This window comes from Asanoa sp. NPDC050611 (assembly GCF_040654855.1).
Lineage (GTDB): Bacteria > Actinomycetota > Actinomycetes > Mycobacteriales > Micromonosporaceae > Asanoa.
This window is the reverse complement of sequence record NZ_JBFAIU010000512.1, coordinates 1-3,781: the sequence shown is the minus strand read 5'-3', so window position 1 is coordinate 3,781 and position 3,781 is coordinate 1. Positions and strand designations below refer to the sequence as shown.

Here is a 3,781-nt window from a genome sequence, read left to right as displayed (position 1 = left end):
GACGCCGGCCGCGGTGTTCGTCACGCGGCCGGTCAGGGCCAGCGCGGTCGCGGTCGCGTAGACGAACGGACGGAAGCCGACGCCCTGCACGACGCCGGTCACCTCGTAGCGCCGGCGGGTCCGCCGGTCCGCGTCCCGACCGCGACCGATCAGCTCGAGGCCCTCCCGCGCGCCACGGGCCCGCGACTCGTCGATCAGCTCGACCGCGAAGCCCATGTGGATGAGCACCCAGTCGCCCGGATCCGGTGGGGCGTCGAGCATGCCGACGTTCACCCGGCGGGCGGCGCCCTCGACGTCGACCAGGGCGAGCTGGCCCTCGTACCCTGGCACGATCTCGACGACCTGTCCCGGGATGCCCAGGCACATGTGTCAGGTCCTTCCGGTGGTGAGCTTGTCGATCAGGACGTCGACGGCGGCGACCGCCGCCGGCACGGCGTCGGCGACGGCGGGGCTGAGGCCGAGGTCCTCGTCGAGGTTGGCGGGGCGGCAACCGACCACGTAGGTGGGTGGCAGGGTGCCGCCGAGGCGGTGCAGGGTGGCCAGCACGGTGGCCGGATCCATGGCGTGGGCGTCCACGCCGGTGCCGGTGGCCAGGTCGGCGGCGCCGACCTCCAGCACGGTGCCGGTGCCCGGCGCGGCGGCGCCGGGCAGCGCGTCCGCCAGGATCAGGGCGTCGACGCCGTCGAGCAGGTCGTAGGCCAGGTGCAGGCCGCGGATGCCGTAGTCGACGACGCGGACGTGCGCGGGCAGGTCACCCCGCGCGACCAACGCTCGGGCGACGGCGGGGCCGAACCCGTCGTCGCCCAGGAAGACGTTGCCGATCCCGGCTATCAGGATCGTCACATCGAGCGGATCTTCAGGTACCGCCGGATGTCGGGGACGGATCGGACCGTCAGCACCAGGGCGGCCAGCGCCACCACGGCACCGACGCCCGCCGTCACCATGCCAAGCCTTCTCATGACCGGCTCTCCTCTCTCTGGATCGGTTCCTCGTCGCCGGACACCGGTCGGATCTCGTCCGGCGCGAAGTAGAAGTAGCGGCCGTACCAGTCGTGCAGGTCGGCCGCCGGGTCGTCGACGAGCACCAGGGCCACGTGCGTGCCACCGTCCACGTCGGACAGCACCGCGGTGACCCGGGCGAGCTGGTCGGCGAAGAACAGGTCCTGTGCGTCGGCCCGGCGCCGCGGGTGCACCCGCACGAGGCTGCCCTTGCCGACGCGCACGCCGTCGACGAGCACGGAGTCGGTCTCCGGCGAGACGGCCGCGTCGGCCGCCGGGTCCCACCACGGCATTCCGCCGGTGTCGAAGGTCGGTGGCTCCAGGTCGCGGGCGTCCCGCGGCGGATTCCGGAAGACGCCGTGCAGGCGCTGGAGCTCCTCGGGTGTCAGCCCGTCGCAGCGGTCGATGATCGCGGCGACCTGCGGGTCCGTGGCCCGCGCCTCGGCCTTCTCCGCCTCGGTCATCGTCATGATCCGCAGCACCAGGATCTCGTCGATCTCGGTCGCGTCGAACAGCGCGGTGGGGCTCTCGTCGGCCACCTCGGGGTGGTCGTAGAGGATGATCGGCGAGCCCAGCACGAGATCGGTCGTGCCGGGCGGGCCGGCCAGCACCGGCCAGCACCGGTGCTGCGCGCACCGGGCGGCCGCGGCCGCGGCGGCGTCCGGCGGGTCGACCACCGAGACGAAGCCGGCGCCCGCCGACCGGAGCACCAGGTGTGCGCCGAGCAGCGAGCTGCGCAGCGCGTCGTCCCTTGTGGTCACCGGTCCGTCGTACGCGTTCTCCACGGCCACGGTCAGCCGCGTCTGCCCGTCGTCGGGATCGGCCGCGAGCCGCACGTGTGCGCGCACCGGCCAGCGACGGCGGACGACCCGGCCGACCTCGGCCCCGGACTCGTCGCGCAGCTGCTCGACGTCGGCGCCGCCGGAGATCTCCACCCGCAGCTCGCCGTCCGGGCCGATCTCCTGCGCGGTGAAGACCGCCTCGCGCTCGACCGCCTCGTCCCAGGTGAGCACGGTCTGCCCGGCGGCATGCAGCGCCTCGACGTCGACGAACCGGCCGTCGGTGCCGAGCCGCTGTGCCTGGCGCACCTGGAGCTGCAGGAAGCGCAGGTGGACGTCGACCGTGCCGCCGCGGGCGTCGCCGGCCAGCAGGCACTGGATCGCCATGCCGGACTCCTCGCCGAGCCCGCGCTCGGCGGCGCCGGGCGGCCCGAGCACGCCGAACTGCCAGCGGGACCGGTTCTTGCCTGCGCTGGCCCGGTAGGGGTAGAGCAGGTAACCCTCGTAGAGCACCGCGTCGGCGACCGCGCGCACGGCATCCAGGCTCACGCGACCACCTCGGTCGGTAGCAGCGAACGGATGGTCTCTTCCCAGCTCACCTGGCCGCGTTGGGCCCTGACCGCGGCCAGCGCGTCGAGCACCTCGCGGTCGAGGCGCAGCCAGCCGGTGCCCGGGAAGTACTGCTCGATCATGTTCCGCCAAACCGGCACGGGCAGGTCGTAGGCGGCGGTCCGGTCCCACGGCACGGGCTCCACGGCGAAGCCGGTCGCCCCGGGCACGAAGACGGTTCCGGAGAACAGGAAAGTCAGCGGGACGGAGCCGGCGTCCAGCGCGTGCAGGTAGGCGGTGCCGACCACGTCCAGGTCGTACGTGCAGGGCAGCGCCAGGTCGACGTCGGTGCCGCCGGCGAAGCCCGGGACCGTGGTGTCGCAGCGCAGCCACGGGAACGAGCGGACGGTGTCGGACCACCGCTCCCGCCCGCCGAACAGGCCGCGCAGCGCCTCGCCCTCGGCCGCGTCGTAGCCGCGCCGATGCGGCTCGACCCGCACCTGGCAGCGCAGCGTCATCGCGTGCACCCGGCGACCAGCGTCGTCGTCGATCCGCAGCTTGGCCGTCAGTTGCGGGGTCACGGCGTACGGTTCGGCGACGATGTCGCGCACGGCGAAGCTCAGGGTCATCCGTCGACGCTCCGCTCCTCGACCGTGGCGAAGAAGGCCGCCAGCGCGGCCCGTGTCTCCGTGCCTCCGTCGAAGCCGCGCCAGCCCTGCCGCAGCGTGCCGACCAGCTCGTAGCACACGTCGATCGGCACGAGATGGCACGAGCCGGAGTTGGCGGTGCCGGGCGTGGTCCGGCGGACCAGCAGCGCCTCCACGTCGGGGCGCAGCGTGGCCAGCTCGGGGTGGGCCGCGAGCACGCCGGCCCAGGCGTCCAGCGGCAGCTCCGACTCGGTCGCGCCGGCCGGGCCGGGATAGAAGGCGACGACGCGGTCCTGCACGGAGTTGTGGAACAGGAAGGCGAGGCCGACCGGGATGTCCAGCGCGTCGAACGCCGGACCGTCGGCGGAGACGTCCGGGAAGCGCAGGTAGCGGTCGGGCACCGCGCGGTAACGCTGGTCGCCGTCGCCGGCGAAGAGCAGGTAGCAGGGCCGGCAGGCGCACATCAGCGAGCGGCCCTCGAGGTGCACGACGTGGCCGTGCGGCTCGGGCACGGGCTGGGCGCACATGTCGCAGCGCTCCCCCGCGACCCGCGGCGCGGGGCGGTCCCGGCTGATCCGGCGCAGCGCGCCCAGGGACGGTGTCACGGCGCCTCCGGACCGACCCGGCTGAACAGCGAGGCCACCGGGATGACCGGGCCGGCCGCCGGGTCGCCGGCGACCACCTCGATGGTCACCACCTCGGGCGCGGCGTCCGCGATCGCGGACTCCACGGCGGCCTTCAGCGGCGCGGAGGAGCAGCCGGACGCCGACAGGCGGACACCCGCGAGGCCCACCGGGGGGATGTCGAT

6 protein-coding genes are annotated in these 3,781 nt (G+C 74.2%); all 6 read right to left on the bottom strand.

All coding sequences use genetic code 11. The features are described 5' to 3' along the window. The coding region (gene hypC, locus AB0H87_RS39345) for a HypC/HybG/HupF family hydrogenase formation chaperone (protein ID WP_360158151.1) at positions 1–366 on the bottom strand (366 nt) is incomplete at its 3' end. Between the two features lie 3 nt (positions 367–369). Continuing rightward, entirely contained in the window at positions 370–843 is a 474-nt protein-coding gene (locus tag AB0H87_RS39340; RefSeq protein WP_360158148.1) for a hydrogenase maturation protease, read from the bottom strand. A gap of 112 nt (positions 844–955) precedes the next feature. Then, positions 956–2,326 (bottom strand): hypothetical protein, encoded by a 1,371-nt coding sequence (locus tag AB0H87_RS39335; protein ID WP_360158145.1) that lies wholly within the window; start codon positions 2,324–2,326, stop codon positions 956–958. Then, positions 2,323–2,955: a DUF6084 family protein gene (locus AB0H87_RS39330; RefSeq protein ID WP_360158142.1), complete on the bottom strand. Its 633-nt coding sequence runs from the start codon at positions 2,953–2,955 to the stop codon at positions 2,323–2,325. The genes AB0H87_RS39335 and AB0H87_RS39330 overlap by 4 nt, the downstream gene beginning before the upstream one ends. After that, positions 2,952–3,578, bottom strand: coding sequence for a DUF5947 family protein (locus AB0H87_RS39325; RefSeq protein ID WP_360158139.1), 627 nt, complete (start codon positions 3,576–3,578; stop codon positions 2,952–2,954). Before AB0H87_RS39325 ends, AB0H87_RS39330 begins: the two co-directional genes overlap by 4 nt. Further along, positions 3,575–3,781, bottom strand: a 207-nt coding sequence (locus tag AB0H87_RS39320; protein ID WP_360158136.1) for a hypothetical protein, incomplete at its 5' end; no start/stop codon positions are given. The genes AB0H87_RS39320 and AB0H87_RS39325, both read right to left, overlap by 4 nt.

Excerpts from the sequence above, each read along its gene's own strand:
- AB0H87_RS39330 (WP_360158142.1), bottom strand. The coding sequence starts at position 2,955 with ATGACCCTGAGCTTCGCCGTGCGCGACATCGTCGCCGAACCGTACGCC.